Genomic DNA, 20,457 nt, shown 5'->3' on the forward strand with positions numbered 1-20,457 from the left:
CAAAAAAAAGAGAGGCATCCAAATAGGGCGCCTCTCTTACAAACTTCAAGCCCCCCGCACCTTCTTGGCATGCACATACGTCACTGCCAATGCCAATACCAGTACGCTTCCTTTAATAATTTCAAATGCATAGTATGGTAGATTCATCATCGTCAATCCATTCAGCAGGACCCCTATCAACGCTGCCCCAAAGAAGGTGCCGAGGATATTCGGTTTTCCTGCGCCCAAGACGGAGAAGCCGACAAACACAGCGGCGACTGCTTCCATGAGGAGCGGGCCACCGGCATCCATCTGTCCTGATCCGACCCGGGCTGTGAACAGGATTCCTCCAATCGATGCGAATACACCTGAGAGAACGTAGGCAATCAACTTCACCCGGGTCACCCTGACACCTGATAAGCGTGACGCTTCTGCGTTACCCCCTGTCATATACAAAATGCGCCCCCATCTCGTGAAATGCATGATCACATAGACGATTCCGACCAACACGAGCATGATCCATACCGGTACCGGCAATCCGAGCCACTTTCCCTGGCCGATCCAGAGGAACGCTTCTGAAAATTCCCCCGGGGCTGTCCCGCCAGTTGTCATCGGCATATGATTGTAGATCGAGTACCCTTCCGTATACGTCCGATGAACACCTGAAATAATATACATGGCCCCTAATGTAGCAAGCAAATCCGGAATTCCAAATTTAACGATCAACAGCGAATTGAATAACCCGACTCCCGCTCCCACCAACAATGGAACAAGGAGCACGATCCACAACGGCGCTTCATACCAGACCATCAATGAAGCCGTCACAACGGTAGACAGGGAAACCGTCGATCCCACTGAAAGGTCAAAGCCATCGACGACGAGAGTAAAGGTTACCCCTAATGCCACTAATGTGACGATGGAAATCGAGCGGAGAATGTCTGATAGATTTCCATAGGTGAAGAAAAATGGATTATATAAGCTGAAAAATAGTAGAATCGCGGCCATCAACACGATGGCCCCGTATTTAAATAGTAAGTCGAGTATCTTGCCTTTCATGCGCTTGGATCCCTCCTGAAGCATAAAACAATATGAGTTCTTGAGTTGCTTCTTCTTTTGTCAGTTCTTTGACGATCCGGCCATCATACATGACGAGTATCCGGTCCGAGATCGCCAGGATTTCTTGTATTTCACAGGAAAAGTAGAGAATACCCTTCTCTTTTTCTGCAAGGGATTGAATCAGGGAAAATATCTCTTTCTTCGCTCCCACGTCCACGCCCTTCGTCGGTTCATCAAATAAAAACACCGAAGCTTCATCGGACAGCCATTTCCCTATTGAAACCTTCTGCTGGTTTCCTCCGCTTAAAAAGTTGGCCTGGATTCTTTCATGAGCGGTTTTAATTCCAAGGGATCGGATTTTTTCACGGGCCAGCTCACGTTCTTTGCGACCGTTGATCCATAACCAGTTGGAGACTTTTCTTAAAGAAGGAAAGCTAAGGTTGTGCTGAACGGTTTCATGAATGAACAACCCTTCTTTTCGTCTTTCTTCCGGAACAAGTGCCAGACCATTTTGAACCGCATCCCGGGGAGAGTGAATCCTCAGCTTCTTTCCTCCCAGAAAATAGTCACCCGATTCTACCTGAGAGGCTCCGAATAAGGCTTTGGCAAGCTCGGTTTTTCCCGCTCCCACAAGCCCGACCACTCCGACTACTTCTCCTGCCTTAACGGATAAATGGATATCCTTCACCTTTTGTCCGTCTTCGAGCCCCCTCACTTCGTAAAGCGTTTCACCGATCGGCAGCGTTCTTTTCTGAAACTCTTCTCTATATGTTCCTCCAAGCATGGCTTCAATGATCTTGTGAGAGGTTGTTTGTTGTGTTCCAAACGTTCCAATGGTCTCTCCGTCTCTCATGACCGTGATGCGATCGGAAAGCTGAAATACTTCCGGGAGCCTGTGAGAGATGAAAATGACCCCTACTCTCTCTTTCTTTAAATCTTCTATGACTCGGAATAACTTTTCCGTCTCAGAAGAACTTAAAGGTGCCGTTGGTTCATCCAAAATCAATACTTTCGCTTGTTGAAGCAGGCTTCTGGCAATGAGCACCAGCTGCTTTTCAGCGAGACTTAAGTGTGACGCAGGCTGACCGAGGGGAATGGTTTCTGCCCCGATGCGTCTAAGCGCCTCCGACGCTTCTTTCTTTAATGACTTTTTAGTAATAAAGAAGAAACCTTTTTGTGAGAACTGATCAAGGACGATATTTTCCGCTACAGAAAGTCCAGGGACAATGGCCGTGTCCACTTCCTGGTACACGCAATGGATGCCATGCTCCTTCGCTTCTTTCGGAGATTGATAGTCTCTTTTTTCAGAGTGAAGGATGATGTCTCCGCTGTCCTGCACATAGGCTCCTGATAAAATCTTCATCAGCGTACTTTTCCCAGCACCATTCGCCCCCAAGAGGGCATGGACCTCCCCCTCTTTCACATCGAAGCTTGCATTCTTTAGGGCTTTCACTCCTGAGAAGGTTTTATTGATATTGATCATTTCTAACAGTGGAGACGTCATCTCTTTTAACTCCTTTCTACTCTTTGAACGATCCTTCAAGCGTTTTTAATTCATCTGTATAGCCTTGCTCACTTGCTCCCCAGCCATCTACATGCTCGTGTAATTGATCTGTGGTAATCGTTTCTTCAGGCAATGCTTCTTTTTCAATAAATACCGGCTCAAGCTTTACTTTCTCAGGCGTTTCCTCGCCATTTAGCTTTTGATATAAAAACCGGACCTGCACGCGTCCGATATCTTTCGGATCAACGGCTGCCGATGCCACCCACGGGCTTCCATCTTTTTGAATGATTTGCAGGTCTTCATCACTCATGTCGATTCCATATACTTTGATTTCATCTCTCCCTGCCGCTTCGATTGCCCGAACGGCGCCTTTTGCAAATTCATCCCAAGCAGCCCAAACAGCATCGATGTCACCTTTGTTCGGATACTGTTTCAATATGGCCTCCATTTGAGCCTGTGTATCCAGTGCTGTATTCTGAGTAGCCGCTCCAAATGCCGCCACCTCTTTAATATCAGGATTTTTTTCTAAAAACTCCTGATAGGCTACTTGGCGTCTTTCCATCGGGGCAAAGCCTGCAACCCAAATTTTCACGATCTCACCCTTACCGCCAATCTCATCTGAAAGCTTCGTCAAGGTTTGTTCAGCCATTTGCTGATCACCCTGTTCGAGGACCGTCACCTCTTCTGAAGCAACATCCGCATCGAATACGACAACCGGAATGTTTTGTTCCTTCGCTTTTTCCACCCCTGATTGCAGTGCTTCTTTCGTTCCATGATCGATGAGGATCCCATCAAACTTTTGATTGATGGCCGCATCCAGGTTAGAAGACATTTTTGCCAGGTCCCCTTCAGACGTAAATACTTGAATCTTGCCCCCAAACTTCTCTACCTGCTCTTTGACACCTTCTATGTATTGAGCGGAAAATGTCCCTAAATTGATTTGCATAATAAGGGCGATCTTTTTATTGGCCAATGGATGATCAGATGTTGCTTCCTTCTTCTCTCCACTGTCTGCGTCCGCTTCCTGGGATACCTTTGGCTGACAAGCGACTAAACTGAAAATAAGTGCGAGTAATACGAATAATGATGCCGTTTTTTTCATCTTTCTTTTCTCCTCCCGAGGTGATATGCCTCAATTTTTTAAAATATTCTTTTCATAAAAGATATTTGTTGTTTTAAAACCGGGATCTGCAAAGGCTCTGTCAACCAGTATGTGCTGGATGGTGAGGGGAACCGCTCCGCTTGCAGCTAGCGTACGGCCGAGCCTCCTCATCTTCGCTTCCGGGGTCTCGGCACGCCCGTTTTTCCGCAGGAGTCTACGCAGTTCCCCTCACCATCTATAAGAGATTTCCGTGACAGAGCTCAGTATTGACAGAGCAATCTAAAGGAAAGTATCCCTACTTTAAAGCTATTATCGACCTCCGTACACCTGGAGCGGAAATCAATCAGCACTTTCCCTTTAAAAGCAACAAAGTTCACAAAACATTCTTTGCAAATAAAAAAACCCCTTTTCCCAAGAGAAAAGAGGTTTATGTATAAATAAACGTACTCTTATCACTCAGGAAATTCTTCCTGCAGGTCTTAGCACCTTTCCGTCTAAACGGTAGGTTGCCGGGCGTCATCGGGCCAGTCCCTCTGCCAACTCTTTATAAGAGATTATGAAATTTGGTATAGTTCGCATGCTATAAACGATATGTTAACGATATGCGGGAATATTGTCAATATTCTTTTTTGGAAAATTTTATAGATGAGATAAAAGAGGAGTTCGTGAAAATTGTCGTTATTTGTAGAATGGTCGATAAATTCCGATTCCCCTTAAAAATCGGCCACCCCCACCCTAAAAAAAACCGCCCTCCCAAACCTGGGAGAGCAGTTACATAATCAAATCTTATTTCTCACCATACGCAAGTGACGCTTCCACGAAGTCTCTGAATAGAGGCTGCGGGCGTGTCGGGCGTGAAGTGAATTCAGGATGGAATTGAGATGCGACGAACCATGGGTGATCGCTTAGCTCGATGATTTCCACAAGACGGCCATCAGGGCTTGTGCCTGAGAAGATGAAGCCGGCTTTTTCCATTTGCTCACGGTAGTGATTGTTGAATTCGAAGCGGTGGCGGTGACGCTCATAAACCACTTCTCCGTCGTAGGCCGCATAGGCTTTTGAACCTTTTGTCAGCTTACATGGGTATAGTCCAAGACGCAGTGTCCCACCAAGATCTTCGATATCCTTTTGTTCTGGTAAAAGGTCGATGACAGGGTATGGCGTTTCAGGATTTAACTCAGCAGAGTGAGCTCCTTCCAATCCAAGAACATTACGTGCGTATTCTACAGATGCCAGCTGCATACCAAGGCAGATTCCGAGGAAAGGTACCTTGTTTTCACGGGCATATTGAGTCGCAGCGATTTTCCCTTCTACTCCACGGTCACCGAAGCCACCTGGTACAAGGATTCCATCTACATCTGCCAGTTTTTCTGCTACATTTGCGTTGTCGATCAGCTCAGAGTTCAACCATCTTACTTCGATGTCGCTATCGAAATGGTAGCCTGCGTGACGAAGGGCTTCCACTACTGAGATATACGCATCCTGCAGTTCAACATACTTCCCTACCAGGGCGATTCTTGTTTTACGGGACAGGTTTTTCACTCTATCAACGAGTTCATTCCACTCGGTCATGTCTGCTTCGTGGCAATTAAGCTTCAAGTGCTGACATGTGATTTCATCAAGCTTTTGATCCTGTAGTGCAAGTGGTACAGAGTATAGTGTATCTGCGTCCATTGCTTCGATTACAGCATTTTTATCAATATCACAGAATAACGCGATTTTGTCTTTCATGTCTTGAGTCATTGGCATTTCTGTACGCACGACGATGACATTTGGCTGTATACCAAGACTGCGAAGCTCTTTTACGCTATGCTGAGTCGGTTTTGTTTTCATTTCACCAGCTGCCTTGATGTAAGGTACAAGTGTACAGTGGATATACATCACATTGTCACGGCCTACATCGCTCTTGATCTGGCGAATGGCTTCAAGGAATGGCAGAGATTCGATATCCCCTACTGTTCCGCCGATTTCCGTGATTACGACATCTGAATTGGTTTCGCGTCCGGCACGGTATACGCGCTCTTTGATTTCATTCGTGATGTGTGGGATAACTTGTACCGTTCCACCAAGATAATCACCGCGACGCTCTTTCTTCAGTACAGTTGAATAGATTTTACCCGTTGTCACAGAGCTGTATTTCGTTAAGTTTATATCAACGAAACGCTCGTAGTGACCTAAGTCAAGATCCGTTTCTGCACCATCATCGGTTACGAATACTTCACCGTGCTGATATGGACTCATCGTTCCTGGATCCACGTTGATGTATGGATCAAACTTCTGGATCGTGACGCTCACTCCACGGTTTTTCAATAGTCTACCAAGGGACGCTGCTGTGATCCCTTTCCCTAGTGACGACACTACGCCGCCTGTTACGAAAATATACTTAGTCATGTATATGTCCCCCTTCAAAGTAAGTTTGGTTCAAAAAAAGTAGAGGGTGTCTCCTATGTATTCATGTCATGAATTTATCTTGTTCAAAGAAGGACAAGTCCATTCTCATAAAATAAATTCATCTGCATAAACCGCTAAAAGACAGCCTCTTATTATCAATATACATAAAAATGTAAGGGGTTTTGAAAAGATAGATCCTCCACACATAAGGTTTAGGTAAAACCCTATTATGTCAAAGCTTTCTTCTTACAAAAATAAAAAACGCCCCGCTTACAAACATGTAAGGGGAGCGTGATATACGTTATTCGTCCCTTTTTAGGGAGCCCAAATAAAATACTACCTTCCTGTGAGGAAGAAGTCAAGCACTGAATAAGAATAGAATTTTCAATCATTTTGAGCATATTAAAAAGCTCCCCGAAGGCAAAATACCTTTTGGGGAGCAGCCATTCCAGTCGAAGAGATTACTTCTCTTCCTCATCTTCTTCTAACTCTTCTTCTTCTTCGTCTTCATCATCATCTACTTCATCAAATTCATCGATTTCGAGTTCATCATCGTCTTCATCGATGTCCAGATCTTCGTCTTCATCGTCAACGGCATCCACATCGTCGTCGTCATCCGTCAGATCGTCGTCATCGTCCGTGTCATCAAGGTCATCGTAATCAAGATCTTCATCGTCCAGATCATCGAAATCATCCAGATCCAGATCTTCATCGTCTTTTTTCTTCGCTTTTTTCTTTTTGCTGGATTTCATTGTTGGAACGGTTTCTTCCTCGATTTGATCAACCGGATACCATTCTCTTAATCCCCAACGATTATCACCCATGGCAATAAAGCGTCCATCGATATTCAGGTCCGTATAGAATTGAAGTAAACGGCTGCGAACCTCTTTATCAGAGATTTCAAGCAAACCTTTAATTTCTTTGACTACTTCTTCGAATGCCATTGCTTGCTTTTTCTCTACTAAAATTTCATGTGCCAACTCAATAAATGATGTTTGACGTAATTCTTCTTTGGATAACTGCTTAAGACTCAATTTACGCACTTCCTTTCTCTATTTCACACTCTACTAAGTAGAGTAAAAAAGGGCAAAAATTCTCCATTATCAATTCTAACCATATTAATCATTATAAACAATATAAAAGACTTTATGCTATAGCTATCTAGTTTTTCTCGCATTTTTTTCACAACCTGGGGTCAGGATGGCCTCCCACTTTCCCACTCCTCTTCTTTTTCACCGTTTCGGATCACACGGAACGCTTCATAGAAAAGATAGAAAGAGAGTAGAAAAAAAGGAATCGCCCCTAATTGCAATTGATATAGAAATACAGCTGCGAATATGATGATGGTCAATAGTATATAACGAAAAATGGTCTTCACAGTCTCACATCCAAACGTATATATCGTTCTTATCCATTCACCTGTCTGATAATTCTCATTATAAAGGAAATGATACCCGACTACTATTAAGATCGTGTTAAAAATTGGTTGATTTTGTTTAAAGGATAGACTGTTTATGGACTTTTTAAACATATTTCGTTATGTGTGCAAGGTTGTTAATACGTTTATTGATACCCCTGCTATAGAGGCACCTAGAAAAAGAGACCACTGCATCACCACAGTAGTCTCTTTTTCTTCTATGTTGTTACATATTACGACGGTATTGCCCGCCTACTTCGTAGAGGGCTCGTGTGATTTGGCCAAGACTGGCTACTTTCACGGTTTCCATGAGTTCTTCAAAGATGTTTCCTCCGTTCACTGCTGCTTGTTTTAAGCGGGTCAGTGCTTCTTCGGATTTGTCTTTGTGTTGTGATTGGAAGTCTCGCAGGTTATGAATTTGTGTTTCTTTCTCTTCCTTCGTTGCACGTGCAAGTTCCATACTGTCCATTTGTTCCTCTGAAGGCGGGGTTGGATTCAGGTACGTGTTCACTCCCACGATCGGAAGTTCCCCGGAATGCTTTTTCATTTCGTAGTACATGGATTCCTCTTGGATTTTCCCCCGTTGATACTGGGTTTCCATCGATCCAAGTACGCCGCCTCGATCATTCAGGCGATCAAATTCTGTCAGAACCATTTCCTCCACTAGATCGGTCAGCTCTTCTGCGATGAATGATCCTTGAAGCGGATTTTCATTTTTCGAAAGTCCGTGTTCTTTCGTGATGATCATCTGAATCGCCATGGCACGACGGACCGATTCCTCTGTAGGTGTCGTGATGGCTTCATCATAAGCATTGGTATGCAGGGAGTTACAGTTATCCTGCAGGGCCATCAAGGCTTGAAGCGTCGTACGGATATCGTTGAAGTCAATCTCCTGGGCATGAAGGGAGCGACCTGATGTTTGAATATGATACTTCAACTTTTGACTTCTTTCATTGGCACCATATTTATCCCGCATCACCGTTGACCAAATGCGGCGGGCCACACGTCCGATCACTGTATACTCGGGATCGAGTCCGTTCGAGAAGAAGAACGATAAATTTGGTGCAAACGCATTGATGTCCATTCCGCGACTTAAATAGTATTCAACGTACGTGAACCCGTTCGCCAATGTGAAGGCAAGTTGTGAAATCGGATTGGCTCCCGCTTCCGCGATATGATAGCCGGAAATCGATACAGAGTAATAGTTTCTTACTTTGTGATCGATGAAGTACTGCTGAATGTCACCCATCATGCGAAGGGCAAATTCAGTCGAGAAGATACACGTGTTTTGTCCCTGATCCTCTTTTAATATATCGGCTTGCACGGTTCCACGAACGACTTGCAGCGTTTGTTCCTTTACTTCCATATACTCTTCCACCGTCAGCACACGGCCAAGCTCTTCTTCTTTCATACGGATCTGCTGATCGATCGCCGTGTTCATATACATAGCCAGAATGATCGGGGCAGGTCCATTGATCGTCATGGAAACGGACGTAGAAGGAGCACATAAATCAAAGCCGGCATATAGCTTTTTCATATCCTCAAGTGTACAAATGCTTACGCCGCTCTCCCCTACTTTTCCGTAGATGTCCGGACGGTGATCCGGATCTTCACCATATAACGTTACAGAATCAAACGCTGTACTCAGGCGTTTCGCGTCATCATCTTTAGATAGATAGTGGAAACGGCGGTTCGTCCGTTCAGGAGTCCCTTCACCGGCAAACTGACGCTTCGGATCTTCCCCTTTTCGTTTAAAAGGAAATACTCCTGCTGTATAAGGGAATGAGCCTGGAACATTTTCTTTGTATACCCAATCCAAAATTTGACCATAGTCCCTGTATTTCGGAAGGGATACTTTCGGAATATCGAGACCCGACAAGCTCTTTGTCTTCAATTCAGTGACAATTTCTTTATCACGGACTTTCGTGATGAACTGATCTTTGCTGTAGGTTTCTTTTAACCCATCCCATTTTTGTAAAATCTGTTTCGATTCAGCTGTTAATTTATTTTCGACTTCTTCTTTTAATGTTTGAAGGGAAGTGACGACTCCATCATTCGTTTCTTTTTCGTTGACCGCTTCGATTGCCCCTTCAAGCTGGAACAGTCGGCGGGCAAGGTTCACTTGCTCTTCTGCTTTTTTGTGATAGTTACGGACGGTTTCCGCGATTTCACGCAGATAATAACGACGGTTATTTGGGATGATGACGTTTTGTTTTTCCACATCGACGTCCTTGGAGAAGCTTGTTTTCCAGTCCAGCTCCATTTTCTTATTCACGGTTTCCACGATCGCAGCAAATAGTGCATTCGTTCCTGGGTCGTTGAACTGGCTGGCAATCGTCCCGTATACGGGCATGTCATCTAAGTCTTTATCAAAAAGTAAGTGGCTGCGCTGATACTGTTTCTGCACCTGACGTCTTGCATCCTCGGAGCCTTTGCGCTCAAATTTATTGATGACGATGAGGTCGGCAAAATCGATCATATCGATTTTCTCAAGCTGTGAGGGAGCACCGAACTCACTTGTCATGACGTACATGGACATGTCACAGATTTCAGCGATTTCCGCATCCCCCTGCCCGATTCCGCTCGTTTCGACCACGATCAAGTCATAGCCTGCTGCTTTGACCACATTGATCGCATCTTTGATGGCCAGTGAAAGCTCCGTTTTGGATCCACGGGTTGCAAGGCTTCGCATATAGACACGAGGATTGAAGATCGCGTTCATACGGATACGGTCCCCTAGAAGGGCTCCGCCCGTTTTTTGTTTCGTAGGATCGATGGATAGTATCGCGATCTTCTTTTCAGGAAGCTCGTTTATGAAACGACGGATCAGTTCATCCGTCAGGGAGCTCTTCCCTGCTCCACCTGTTCCTGTGATCCCCAGAACAGGAACTTTTTTCGCTAAGTTCTTTATTTCAGAAAAAACGGTTTGGGCCGTCGCCGCCACTTCTTCATTCGCTCCGACTTGATATTCAGCGAGTGAAATCAGCTTGGAGATCGTGTTTACATTACCAGAAGAAAGCTTTTCAACCTCTTGATTCACGCTTCCTTTAATCGTTGGAAAATCACATTCCTCGATCATGTTGTTGATCATTCCTTGAAGACCATGCTTTCGACCGTCTTCAGGTGAGAAGATGCGGGCAATGCCGTATTCATGGAGTTCCTTGATTTCACGTGGAATGATCACGCCCCCGCCTCCGCCATAAATGCGGATATGAGACGCTCCCCTTTCTTTCAAAAGATCGTACATGTATTTGAAATATTCAACGTGTCCACCCTGATAAGAGGAAATCGCGATTCCCTGTACATCTTCCTGAATGGCAGCATTGACGACTTCCTCAACGGAGCGATTATGCCCTAAATGGATAACCTCCGCTCCACTTGCCTGGATAATCCGACGCATTATATTGATCGATGCATCATGTCCGTCAAACAGACTCGATGCCGTGACAAAACGAACATGGTGCTTTGGTTTATAAATCTCAACCGTACTCATATTATTCCCCCTGTTCTCCCTTGTTTTTCAAACCCTATGACGCCTGCAAAAGTGAGTTCGATTTGAAGATTGATGTATTCGTCTAGTGTAAAACGCTTCTGAAGTGCCCAGCGACGGAATCCCCACATCTGTCCCTGGACGAATACATTTTGAGCCAGCATATGGATTTGATCTTCATCAAGCTCAAGCTTTCCACTCTTGACACAGCCTATGATGAGATCTTCCACCATCCCCACCATTTCAAGTTCTTTACGCAGTACATATGGAAGGGCGTCCTTAGATAAAGATTTCGCCTCCTGATACATGACCAGGACTTCATCCTGCATCCGGTCCATCACTTGAAAATAGTGAGTAATCCCAAGCCTTAAGCTCTCCAGAGTTCCTTTTCCGACATCCAGCTCCTCAAGCTCCAGCCGGACCTGCTCATAAATGCTGTCACACACTAAATACAAGACATCTTCCTTTGTCCGAATATATTCATATAGCGTTCCGATACTGAATCCGGCGGCCTTTGCGATCTCTCTTGTCGTGGTGCGGTGAAACCCCTTTTGTTTAAATAGAGAGACGGCCCCACGGATCATCTGATCACGCCGCTTTTCTACTAAACGCTCATCCTTAACCGAAGCATGAACTTCCCTCTTCTTATTCAAAACAACCGACCGCCTTTTCTATCCGATTCTCCCATTGACCCCATTTCAAGACCACCTGCCTCATCCCCCAACAAAGCAGAAGGTCATCTATCTCTCTAACTATATCCACTCATACCGGGTCTGGCACCCTAAAGTCGCATGCAATGATACGAACCCCTTTACACCACGAAGCATAGTAGAACCTATCAAGTGCCTGACACGCTTCAGGACGATTAAGAAATTCTCTACAAAAATCCCATTACACCCAGATCCCTACTTCGTCACCATCCGCGAAATAACCAATCTCTGAATCTCCTGCGTCCCCTCATAAATCTGCGTAATCTTCGCATCACGCATATAACGCTCCACCGGATAATCCTTCGTATAACCATACCCACCAAAGATTTGAACCGCTTCCGTTGTCACCTTCATCGCTGTATCCCCGGCCATCAGCTTCGACATCGCCGATTCTTTTCCGTATGGAAGGCCTTCTGACTCTAGCCACGCAGCTTGATAGGTTAATAGACGGGAAGCTTCGATGGACGTTGCCATATCGGCAATCTTAAATGAAATCCCTTGGTTTGCAGCAATCGGCTTCCCGAATTGCTCACGCTCTTTTGCATACACGATAGACGCATCCAGGGCACCTTGGGCAATCCCAACTGCCTGAGCGGCGATTCCATTACGGCCGCCATCAAGAGTCATCATGGCAATTTTGAATCCGTCGCCTTCGTTTCCTAGCATGTTTTCTTTAGGTACCTTGCAGTCTTCGAATACGATCTCAGTCGTTGGCGATGAACGAATCCCGAGCTTCTTTTCTTTCTTTCCGACAGAGAACCCTTCGAAGTCTGCCTCAACGATGAACGCACTCGTTCCACGCTGGCGCTGAGAAGGATCTGTCAAAGCAAATACAATATACGTATCGGCGATCCCACCGTTAGTGATGAAAATTTTCGAGCCGTTCAATACGTAGTGATCTCCTTCTAAACGAGCCGTCGTTTTCATGCCACCAGCGTCTGAACCTGAACCCGGCTCAGTCAGACCGTAAGCACCGATCTTCTCACCTTGGGCCATCGGGCGAAGATATTTCTGCTTTTGCTCTTCTGTACCGAATTTATATACAGGCCATCCCGCTAAAGACGTATGAGCTGAAAGGGTTACCCCCGTAGAAGCACACACTCTTGAAAGCTCTTCAACGGCGATGCAGTATGCGAGGTAGTCACTCCCGATTCCACCGTATTCTTCCGGCCAAGGAATCCCCGTCAATCCAAGCTCGGCCATCTTCTTAAACAAGTCCATATCAAAGCGCTCTTCCTCATCACGCTCTGCAGCAGTCGGCGCTACCTCATTCCGCGCAAAATCACGCACCATTTTACGTATCATTTCATGCTCTTCCGATAATTTAAAATTCATCTCAATTCCTCCTCTTATCATCTATATACCGGGTCTGGCACCCTTACAAGTCAGGCGATGCCACAAACCCCTTTACACCACGAAACATCACTATCAAGATCGGGTGCCTGACGCGCTTTAGAATGCATGCCCAAAGATACTCCGCCAAGACTTCAAGCTACCCCATCCCACTAAACCAACAAATTCTTCCCAATCACCATTCTCTGAATCTCACTCGTACCCTCATAAATCTCCGTCACCTTCGCATCACGGAACAGACGCTCAACTGGATATTCCTTCGTATAACCATATCCTCCGTAAACCTGAATGGCTTCTGTCGAGACTTCCACTGCTGTTTTAGAAGCAAATAACTTTGCCATGCTTGCTTCTTTTCCACAGGAAATGTTGTTTGAGCGAAGATTCGCCGCACGGTACACCAGAAGCTTCGAACCTTCAACAGCCGTCGCCATATCTGCAAGCTTGAATCCGATCCCCTGTTGGGCTGCGATCGGCTTCCCGAATTGCACACGCTCTTTGGCATAAGCGGTGGAATAGTCGAAAGCCGCTTCAGCGATTCCCAATGCCTGGGCTGCAATCCCGATCCTGCCTACATCCAGATTCGCCATGGCAATCTTGAAGCCTTCCCCTTCTTGACCCAGAAGGTTTTCAGCCGGGACTTTCATATCTTCAAACGTCAACTGAACCGTTCTCGAACCGTGGAGACCCATTTTATGTTCGTCTTTTCCAATCACAAGGCCCGGTGTATCTTTCTCTACGATGAAGGCTGATACTCCCCGACTCCCTTTTGACTGGTCCGTTGCGGCAAAGACAATATACGTATCTGCTTCGCCACCATTTGTAATAAATACTTTTGAGCCATTTAATACATAGTGATCGTCACGTTTTTCGGCTTTCGTTTTCAAGCTTTTCGCATCCGACCCAGCACTCGGTTCCGTTAAGCAGAAAGCCCCTAAGTATTCACCTGTCGCTAGCTTTGGAAGGTATTTTTGCTTTTGCTCTTCATTACCGAAATAAAGTATCGGGTTCGTGCCCACCGAAGTATGCACAGACAGAATGACCCCGATGGTTGCGCTTACTTTTGACAACTCATGAATCGCAATTATATACGACGTGAAATCCATCTCGGAGCCGCCATATTTCTCAGGGATCGTGATTCCCATCAGGCCAAGTTCAGCCATTTTATTTAAAATTTCTCTCGGGAATTGTCCTTCTTCCATCTTCTCTACAAACGGCTGAATCTCTGTTTCAGCAAAATCCCGTACCATCTTTCTCATCATCTGTTGCTCTTCCGTAAATCGTAACTCCATGAATGGTTCCTCCCTGATGTTCGTCGTTGTTACTCGTATGAATAGAAACCACGGCCTGTTTTTCTACCCAACCAGCCGGCTTTCACATATTTTCTAAGTAGCGGGCATGGGCGATATTTGTCATCACCGAAGCCTTCGTGCAGTGTTTCCATGATGTATAGGCATGTATCAAGCCCGATGAAGTCTGCCAGAGTAAGAGGACCCATTGGGTGATTCATACCGAGCTTCATCACTTCATCAATCGCCTCTTTACTCGCTACCCCTTCATACAGGGTGTAGATCGCTTCGTTGATCATCGGCATCAGGATTCGATTGGAGACGAATCCAGGAAAGTCCTCGACTTCAACCGGAACTTTGTGGAGGGATTTCGTCATGTCTTCGATCACTTGATACACTTCATCCGTCGTCGCAAGTCCGCGAATGATTTCCACCAACTTCATGACCGGTACCGGGTTCATAAAATGCATTCCGATCACTTGCTGGGGACGCTTCGTCGCTGCAGCGATTTCTGTAATCGGCAGTGAAGAAGTGTTAGAAGCAAGGATCGTGTGCTCCGGAGTTATTTCATCCAGTTGAGCAAAGATTTTTGTTTTGATATTCATGTTTTCAACCGCTGCCTCGATGACAAGGTCTACTTGCTTCGCGTCGTGAATATCGGTTGATGCCGTTAAACGGTTCACGGTAGCTGTTTTATCTTCTTCAGACATTCTTCCTTTTTCAACCGAGCGCGTCAGGTTCTTTGTGATCACGCCGATTCCCTTTTGAACAAATTCTGCTTTCAGATCGTTCAGGTAGACGTCGAATCCCGCTTGTGCACACACTTGAGCAATTCCTGATCCCATTTGTCCTGCCCCGATGACCATTACTTTTTTGATGTTCATTATTTTCTCCCCTTTGTTAAAGCTAGTTATCTGGTTGGTTTCGTTTGTAATTGAAGTTGTAGCTGATCATAATTATGCGTACCATTGTTGCGTACCAGGTACAACACTCTCCTACGCCCTACTGCTTCGCCACCTCGATCATAATCGCATCCCCTTGACCGCCACCGCTGCAGATCGATGCAATTCCTACACCGCCTCCGCGACGCTTCAGCTCGTATGCGAGCGTCAGGATGATCCGTGCTCCGCTTGCTCCGATCGGATGACCGAGGGCGACTGCTCCACCGTTTACATTGACTTTTTCAGGATCTAATCCAGCGATTTTCCCGCTTGTCAGGGCCACCGCTGCGAATGCTTCGTTAATTTCAAACAGGTCGATTTCCTCAAGTGATTTGCCTGTTTTCTTCAGCAGCTCATTGATGACGAGTCCCGGTGTTTGCGGGAAGTCCTTTGCTTCGACGGCAATGGCCGTGTGGCCAAGGATGGTGGCCAATGGTTGCTTCCCTTCTTTTATGGCTCTTTCTTCACTCATGAGTACCATGGCTGCCGCACCATCGTTGACCCCCGGTGCGTTACCTGCTGTGATGGTTCCTTCTGATCCGAAGACCGGACCTAATTTGGCCAAAGCCTCGATGGACGTTTCTTTTCGTGGCGCTTCATCTTTATTGACGACAACTGGGTCGCCTTTGCGTTGTGGAACTTCAACCGCTACAATTTCCTCTCCCAGAACGCCTGCTTCTGTCGCTTTCACTGCACGTTCATGGCTTCTAAGTGCCCACTGATCCTGCTCTTCTCTTGATAGTTCAAACTCTTTCGCTGTCTCATTTCCGTACGTTCCCATGTGGACATTGTTGAAGCTGCACGTCAATCCGTCGTGAACCATTAAGTCCTTCACTTGGGAATCACCCATTTTGAAGCCCCAGCGAGCTTTCGGAAGGATGTACGGTGCATTTGACATGGATTCCATTCCGCCTGCCACGATGACTTCACCGTCGCCTGCACGGATGATTTGGTCACCCATTGTCACACTGCGCATTCCTGAAGCACATACTTTGTTGATGGTTTCCGTTTTGACGTTCCACGGTAATCCGGCATGACGGGATGCTTGTCGGGAAGGAATCTGTCCCTGCCCCCCTTGTAAAACAGAACCGAGGATCACTTCCTCTACCTCTTCTCCATTAATGCCTGATCGTTTCAGGGCTTCCTTCACGGCAAAACCGCCAAGCTCTGAAGCTGTAAAACTGCTTAAGCTCCCACCAAATTTACCGAATGGCGTTCTTGCTCCATCTAAAATAACCGTTTTTCCCATCTCAATCGCTCTCCTTTATATCTGAATGATTTGATTCGACAAAAACAAATTGTATACGCTTTCAACAGCACTCAAAAAAATAGAACTTACTGATATTCGACTGAACGCTCGCTCAACCAGTCCCCAAAAGAGAAGGGACAGTTTTTGTCCCTTATATACCTTTATTGTACTTCATATTCGTTTAGAACGTAATGATTTTTTAGAAAGTTTTTATTTTTCTATTAAATTCATTATTGTAGAAAAATAATAGGAGTGAAACGCAGGTAGAGGCTTTTGTTTCACTCCTAGATGTTCAACTACTGAGAAACGGACTTTTCATTATTAAACAGATAATATTCTTTTTACGAAGCAGCCGGCTGATCTTTTTGATCGCCACATACCGCTTTTTCAAGGATTTCTGCCACATCCTGAGTAGAGACGGTTTCTTCTACTTCCTTCGCTTTCGTTCCATCAGATAGCATCGTCAGGCAGTATGGACAACCCGAGCTGATGACCGATGGGCTGACCTCAAGTGCCTGCTCTGTACGCGAAACGTTCACGCGGTGACCTGCGTCTTCTTCCATCCACATGAGTCCTCCACCTGCTCCACAGCACATACCTTTTTCACGGTTACGTTCCATTTCAACCAATTTCACTCCAGAGATCGATTTCAGGATTTCGCGTGGTGGATCGTATACTTCGTTGTAACGTCCCAGGTAACAGGAGTCGTGGAAGGTGATCGTTTCATTCACTTCGTATTTCGGCTTCAGACGCCCTTCTTTTACCAGGTCATATAGAAGCTCTGTATGGTGATACACTTCCGCTTCCAATCCGAAGTCAGGATACTCATTTTTGAAAATGTTATACGCATGCGGATCGATCGTAATAATTTTCTTGATTTCATTCTTTTCGAATTCGGCGATGTTTTGACCTGCAAGCTCCTGGAATAGGAACTCATTACCGAGTCGACGTGGTGTATCACCGGAATTCTTCTCTTTGTTTCCTAAGATCGCGAATTTAACGCCTGCTTCATTCAGCAGCTTGGCAAAGGATAACGCGATTTTTTGGCTGCGGTTATCGAATGAACCCATGGATCCAACCCAGAATAAGTATTCGAAGTCTTCTCCCGCTTTTTTCATTTCTTTCACTGTAGGAATATGAACATCTTCTCTCGCTTCACGCCAGTTTTCACGTTCTTTACGGTTCAGACCCCAAGGATTCCCTTGACGTTCGATATTTTGCATCGCACGCTGTGCATCTGCGTCCATCTTTCCTTCAGTCAGGACCAGGTAACGGCGAAGGTCGATGATTTTATCTACGTGCTCGTTCATGACCGGACATTGGTCTTCACAGTTACGGCACGTCGTACATGCCCAGATTTCTTCTTCTGTGATGACGTCTCCGATCAGGCTTGGACTGTACGCAGCACCGGCAGCCGCTTCTTCTGCTGCTTGAGTGGCACTCGCCATCGCAAGTTGATTTCCTTTGGTGCCATTGAATGCAAATGTAGGCACCCAAGGTTTTTTCTGCGTAACGACGGCACCGTGATTCGTCAGATTATCACGCAGTTTGACGATTAAATCCATTGGGGAAAGCATTTTCCCTGTTCCTGTAGCAGGACACATATTCGTACAACGACCGCATTCCACGCAAGCGTAGAAATCGATCATTTGATGTTGCGTGAACTCTTCAATTTTCCCTACCCCGAAGCTTTCGGCTGACTCGTCTTCAAAGTCGATGGGCTTAAGCTTTCCAGGGTTGTCTAATCGATTAAAGTAGACATTCGCAGGACCAGCGATTAAATGAGCGTGCTTGGATTGTGGAACATATACAAGGAATGCCAGTAAGAATAATAAATGGATCCACCATGCCACATAGAAAATGACGATGGAAGCTGTTTCTCCAATGGCTCCAAGTGCTCCTGCAATGAGTGACGCTACAGGCTCTGTCCAGGCAAGCTCTTCACCGTGCCAGATAAGGCCCATCCCGTTCCCTACAAGAACCGATAGCATTAGTCCCCCGATGAATAAGAGAACCAATCCTGATTTAAATCCTCTTTTCAAACGAACCAGCTTCTCCACATAGCGGCGGTGGAAGGCCCAAACAACCGCTACCAGGATCATGAGTGTGACAATCTCCTGGAAGAACGTGAATCCGGGATATAAAGGTCCCAGTGGCAAGTGACTTCCTGGCGCCAGTCCTTTCCAGATGAAATCGATGGCTCCGAATTGGACTAAAATGAAGCCGTAGAAGAACATGACGTGGATTACTCCACTCTTCTTATCCTTCAAGAGCTTCTTCTGGCCGAAGACGTTGACCACGATCTTCTGGAATCGTTCCTTGAATCGTTGGTCGAACTCCACTTTCTTTCCGAGCTTAATATATTCAATTCTCGTCTTTACTACATACACAAACAGACTAAGTGCGTAAACGGTCACAAGAATAAATGCAACCCAATTGAGAATGAGTAACCCATTCATTGAAAAACACTCCCCCTTCTTTGGTTTGACCCGAACTTCCCCTTTGTTCAAACTTTTACAAACCAAATTAATATTCTGAATAGTTCATATATCCATTATATTATGAATGAGCATTCAGTCAATGGTTTTTACCAAGAAAAATGAAAACCTTTACATGAATGGTCATTCATTCGTCGGGAGTAACCAGGACTTTTTGTACCCCCCATAGGTTTCAATATGAATCATTTAAGGTAAAAGAAGAAAGAGTGCAAAGTAGGTAAGATTTAAGGACATACTAATGCTAATGCAGATGAGAGAGTGATTATATGTGGTGGTTCATCCTACTGTTAATAATAGTTGTTGTCATAGGCTGGTTAATGATCGACTTTAAGCTGGGTAGAAGTCATTTCATCCGGACACGGACAAGAAGAGATTATGAAAAACGAAACAGCGATATCGAATTATTTTCCAGAGGTCCGGAGCTGTTTGATCGAATGTTTAAAGAAATGAAAGAAGCCAAATCTTCCATTCATGTTTTATTCTATATCGTCCAAGATGACCATTTTGCTTTACGGTTTATGGATTTATTGAAGGATAAAGCAAAAGAAGGCGTAGAGGTCCGCTTGTTAATGGATCAGATCGGGAGTCATAACGTCCCTAAATCAAAAGTGAGAATGCTACGTGACGCTGGTGTGGAAGTGGCCTTCTGCCAAAAAGTCAGTTTGCCTTTCTTATTTTTCTCCTCCCAACAGCGGAATCACCGGAAAATCACGGTGATTGACGGCAAGTTTGGATATTTGGGCGGTTATAACGTCGGGAAAGAATATATTGATGAGAATGACAAACCCGAGCTGTCTCCTTGGAGGGATTATCATCTCCGTTTGGATGGTGAAGGCGTTCACGACTTACAAACAGAATTTTGCATCGATTGGTTCAGAGCGACGAAAAAGGATCTGAAAGACGAAACGAAATACTTTCCTCCAGCCGAAAAAGGAAGCATCCCACATCAGATTTTTCCGACAGAAGGGGTGAATATCGAGGATTTCTTCAAGAAGTTCATCGATGAAGCCAAGGAGGAAGTCATCATTGGGAGTCCTTATTTCATCCCCACCCCGATTTTAATGGGGGCATTATGTGATGCATTGGAGCGTGGCGTCATTGTAAGGATCATCATTCCAAATAATGCCGATCATATGTTGGTGAAGGAAGCCGCATTCCCTTATTTTAGAACCTTACTGGCTAGAGGGGCAAAGGTGTATCAATTTATGAACGGGTTTTACCATGCGAAGGTAATGATCGTAGACGATCATTTCTGTGATTTAGGAACGGCCAATTTTGATAAAAGAAGCTTTTTTATCAATCTTGAAATTAATAACCTTATATTCGACAAAGAGTTCATTCACACATTGAAAAATGAGATGACGAAGGATATGGACGCTTCGGATATACTAAGCGTCAGTGACCTCGATTCTGTTTCCATATTTACTCGTATAAAGGAACGTGTCGCTTCATCCATTTCCATTTTACTTTAGGGGGGAAAT

The 20,457-nt window shown here is 45.3% G+C and carries 14 protein-coding genes and 1 riboswitch; of the genes, 1 reads left to right on the top strand and 13 read right to left on the bottom strand.

Going from position 1 to position 20,457, the window contains the following annotated elements; translation table 11 throughout:
* Nucleotides 1–45 precede the first annotated feature (45 nt).
* The 13 genes from AAEM60_RS22195 to AAEM60_RS22255 all read right to left on the bottom strand — a co-directional run bounded on the left by AAEM60_RS22195 (nt 46) and on the right by AAEM60_RS22255 (nt 18,937).
* The gene (locus tag AAEM60_RS22195; protein WP_299746505.1) at nt 46–1,035 is read right to left on the bottom strand and encodes an ABC transporter permease; all 990 of its coding nucleotides are present in this window, start codon (nt 1,033–1,035) and stop codon (nt 46–48) included.
* Nucleotides 1,004–2,539 carry a sugar ABC transporter ATP-binding protein gene (locus AAEM60_RS22200; RefSeq protein WP_341357177.1) on the bottom strand — a complete coding sequence of 512 codons (1,536 nt, stop codon included), beginning with the start codon at nt 2,537–2,539 and terminating at the stop codon, nt 1,004–1,006. Before AAEM60_RS22200 ends, AAEM60_RS22195 begins: the two co-directional genes overlap by 32 nt.
* 16 nt (nt 2,540–2,555) lie before the next feature.
* The gene (locus AAEM60_RS22205) at nt 2,556–3,641 is read right to left on the bottom strand and encodes a sugar ABC transporter substrate-binding protein (RefSeq protein ID WP_341357178.1); all 1,086 of its coding nucleotides are present in this window, start codon (nt 3,639–3,641) and stop codon (nt 2,556–2,558) included.
* Between the two features lie 446 nt (nt 3,642–4,087).
* Nucleotides 4,088–4,194, bottom strand: a riboswitch (SAM riboswitch).
* A gap of 233 nt (nt 4,195–4,427) precedes the next feature.
* The gene (locus AAEM60_RS22210; RefSeq protein ID WP_044340571.1) at nt 4,428–6,032 is read right to left on the bottom strand and encodes a CTP synthase; all 1,605 of its coding nucleotides are present in this window, start codon (nt 6,030–6,032) and stop codon (nt 4,428–4,430) included.
* 461 nt (nt 6,033–6,493) lie between these two features.
* Nucleotides 6,494–7,075: a DNA-directed RNA polymerase subunit delta gene (gene rpoE / locus AAEM60_RS22215; protein WP_341357179.1), complete on the bottom strand. Its 582-nt coding sequence runs from the start codon at nt 7,073–7,075 to the stop codon at nt 6,494–6,496.
* 152 nt (nt 7,076–7,227) lie between these two features.
* Nucleotides 7,228–7,410 carry a hypothetical protein gene (locus AAEM60_RS22220; RefSeq protein ID WP_299746522.1) on the bottom strand — a complete coding sequence of 61 codons (183 nt, stop codon included), beginning with the start codon at nt 7,408–7,410 and terminating at the stop codon, nt 7,228–7,230.
* Nucleotides 7,411–7,675: 265 nt separating this feature from the next.
* Nucleotides 7,676–10,942 carry a fused isobutyryl-CoA mutase/GTPase IcmF gene (gene icmF / locus AAEM60_RS22225; RefSeq protein WP_341357180.1) on the bottom strand — a complete coding sequence of 1,089 codons (3,267 nt, stop codon included), beginning with the start codon at nt 10,940–10,942 and terminating at the stop codon, nt 7,676–7,678.
* Nucleotides 10,939–11,592: a TetR/AcrR family transcriptional regulator gene (locus AAEM60_RS22230; RefSeq protein WP_299746528.1), complete on the bottom strand. Its 654-nt coding sequence runs from the start codon at nt 11,590–11,592 to the stop codon at nt 10,939–10,941. The genes icmF and AAEM60_RS22230 overlap by 4 nt, the downstream gene beginning before the upstream one ends.
* A gap of 252 nt (nt 11,593–11,844) precedes the next feature.
* On the bottom strand, nt 11,845–12,984 hold the full coding sequence (locus AAEM60_RS22235; RefSeq protein ID WP_341357181.1) for an acyl-CoA dehydrogenase: 1,140 nt from the start codon (nt 12,982–12,984) through the stop codon (nt 11,845–11,847).
* A 170-nt stretch (nt 12,985–13,154) separates the two neighbouring features.
* Nucleotides 13,155–14,291: an acyl-CoA dehydrogenase gene (locus tag AAEM60_RS22240; protein ID WP_341357182.1), complete on the bottom strand. Its 1,137-nt coding sequence runs from the start codon at nt 14,289–14,291 to the stop codon at nt 13,155–13,157.
* Nucleotides 14,292–14,320: 29 nt separating this feature from the next.
* On the bottom strand, nt 14,321–15,172 hold the full coding sequence (locus AAEM60_RS22245) for a 3-hydroxybutyryl-CoA dehydrogenase (protein WP_299746536.1): 852 nt from the start codon (nt 15,170–15,172) through the stop codon (nt 14,321–14,323).
* 118 nt (nt 15,173–15,290) lie between these two features.
* Complete coding sequence (locus tag AAEM60_RS22250) at nt 15,291–16,478, bottom strand: acetyl-CoA C-acetyltransferase (RefSeq protein WP_341357183.1); 1,188 nt, start codon at nt 16,476–16,478, stop codon at nt 15,291–15,293.
* 341 nt (nt 16,479–16,819) lie between these two features.
* Nucleotides 16,820–18,937: a 4Fe-4S dicluster domain-containing protein gene (locus AAEM60_RS22255; RefSeq protein WP_299746542.1), complete on the bottom strand. Its 2,118-nt coding sequence runs from the start codon at nt 18,935–18,937 to the stop codon at nt 16,820–16,822.
* A 305-nt stretch (nt 18,938–19,242) separates the two neighbouring features.
* Here AAEM60_RS22255 and cls point away from each other — a divergent pair, with 305 nt between their 5' ends.
* A complete protein-coding gene (gene cls, locus AAEM60_RS22260) occupies nt 19,243–20,448 on the top strand; it encodes a cardiolipin synthase (protein WP_341357184.1) in 1,206 nt (401 codons plus the stop codon).
* Nucleotides 20,449–20,457: the final 9 nt, after the last annotated feature.

Origin of the sequence: Rossellomorea sp. y25 (genome assembly GCF_038049935.1) — a bacterium.
In the GTDB taxonomy this organism is placed as follows: domain Bacteria; phylum Bacillota; class Bacilli; order Bacillales; family Bacillaceae_B; genus Rossellomorea.

Coding starts and splice junctions, on each gene's coding strand:
- AAEM60_RS22210 (WP_044340571.1), bottom strand. CDS start 6,032: ATGACTAAGTATATTTTCGTAACAGGCGGCGTAGTGTCGTCACTAGGG.
- AAEM60_RS22205 (WP_341357178.1), bottom strand. CDS start 3,641: ATGAAAAAAACGGCATCATTATTCGTATTACTCGCACTTATTTTCAGT.
- cls (WP_341357184.1), top strand. CDS start 19,243: ATGTGGTGGTTCATCCTACTGTTAATAATAGTTGTTGTCATAGGCTGG.
- AAEM60_RS22200 (WP_341357177.1), bottom strand. CDS start 2,539: ATGACGTCTCCACTGTTAGAAATGATCAATATCAATAAAACCTTCTCA.
- AAEM60_RS22235 (WP_341357181.1), bottom strand. CDS start 12,984: ATGAATTTTAAATTATCGGAAGAGCATGAAATGATACGTAAAATGGTG.
- AAEM60_RS22245 (WP_299746536.1), bottom strand. CDS start 15,172: ATGAACATCAAAAAAGTAATGGTCATCGGGGCAGGACAAATGGGATCA.
- icmF (WP_341357180.1), bottom strand. CDS start 10,942: ATGAGTACGGTTGAGATTTATAAACCAAAGCACCATGTTCGTTTTGTC.
- AAEM60_RS22250 (WP_341357183.1), bottom strand. CDS start 16,478: ATGGGAAAAACGGTTATTTTAGATGGAGCAAGAACGCCATTCGGTAAA.
- AAEM60_RS22195 (WP_299746505.1), bottom strand. CDS start 1,035: ATGAAAGGCAAGATACTCGACTTACTATTTAAATACGGGGCCATCGTG.
- AAEM60_RS22255 (WP_299746542.1), bottom strand. CDS start 18,937: ATGAATGGGTTACTCATTCTCAATTGGGTTGCATTTATTCTTGTGACC.
- AAEM60_RS22240 (WP_341357182.1), bottom strand. CDS start 14,291: ATGGAGTTACGATTTACGGAAGAGCAACAGATGATGAGAAAGATGGTA.